Source organism: Natrinema soli (genome assembly GCF_028618695.1).
In genome coordinates this window covers 1-1,304 of sequence record NZ_JAQIVI010000220.1, presented here as the reverse complement: position 1 = coordinate 1,304, position 1,304 = coordinate 1, and the positions used below count along the sequence as shown (strand labels likewise).

Below are 1,304 nucleotides of genomic sequence, written 5' to 3'. Positions count from 1 at the left end.
GACGAGCGGCTCGTCGTCGTTCGACTCGGTGCCCTCGGTGCGGTCGGGCGGGCTCTCATTCGTTCCGTTGGCCGGCTCGTTCGGCGACCCGTTCGGCTCGCTCGGTTCGTTGGCGTCGTCCGGCGTGCCCGGCTCGTTCGGGTCGTCGGGGTCGGATCCGGACGAATCGTTCGGGCCGTCCTCGGGATCGTCGGATGAGTCGTTGCTAACCGGAACGTCAGCACTTTCCTCGGTGTCCGCGTCCTCGTTGCCGTTTTCGCGGGCCTCCTCGAGCCGGTCGGTGTGGACGTCGTCGCGGCCGTCCCCCGGCGTCGGGTCGAATCGGACCCAGCCGTGGTCGGGGAAGTAGACCTCGACCCAGGCGTGGGCGTCGAGTCCGCGGACCACGTACGTGTCGTCGTCGACCTGCTGGCCGCTCGTGTAGCCGGTGACGTAGCGGGCCGGGACGCCCTCCTCGCGGAGCATCTGCGTCATGGTCGTCGCGAAGTAGACGCAGTAGCCCTCGTCCATCTCGAGCAGGAACTCCTCGGCGGCGTTCCCGGGGGGCTTGGAGACCTCCAGCGAGTACTCCTTCGAGGACTCGAGGTGGCGCTCGATCGCAACCGCGGTCTCGTAGGGATTATCGGTGTCGGCCGTGATCTCGGCGGTGCGCTCCCGGAACTCGCTCGAGGTACTTTCGGGCGTCTGAAGGTAATGGTCGGTGACGTCGTCGGGATAGTTCGTCCCGGCGGCCCGGAGCGCGGTCGGACTGGAGTCGACGATCGCGCTCTCGACCTTGTAGCTGTCACCCGCCTCGAGCGGCGTTTCGGGGCGCGGCTGGCCGTGGGTGGAGACGCTCGTCCGCCGCGTCACGTCGCCGCCGAGCGAGATCGGGTGTGGGGCGACGGGCATGATCCCCAGTTTCGTCTCGGCGGTGATGGTCTGTTCGACCCGGTCGTAGTTGCCCGGCGGCGAACCGATCCGCCCGTCGTACCGATTGCTCTGCCCGGTTCGAATCCACTCGTCGCCGGTGAAGCGATCGTAGACGCCCGTGCGCCAGTACGACCGCTGTTCGGATTCGACCGTGAACCGTACCTCAGGCGAGAGGTCGACCTGCCCGGAGATTCCCGACCGCTGAGGCGCGGTATCGAGCGTCGCCTCGAGCGTGCCGGATTCGCCCTGGACGAGGTGGGTCGGCCCGGACGGCTGGCCCGGGACGATCGTGACCGTCATCGAGAGGACGACGATCAGCGCGAACAGGGCCGCGAGCAGGTCCGCCTGCCGGATCGAGCCGCCTCGTTTCTCGAGTTCGCCGGCGGCGACGG

General features: G+C 68.6%; 1 protein-coding gene. It reads right to left on the bottom strand.

Annotation, left to right across the window (positions count from 1 at the left end):
* Nucleotides 1-1,304: transglutaminase TgpA family protein (locus PGX04_RS14495; RefSeq protein WP_273739164.1), on the bottom strand; the 1,304-nt coding region annotated here is incomplete at both ends.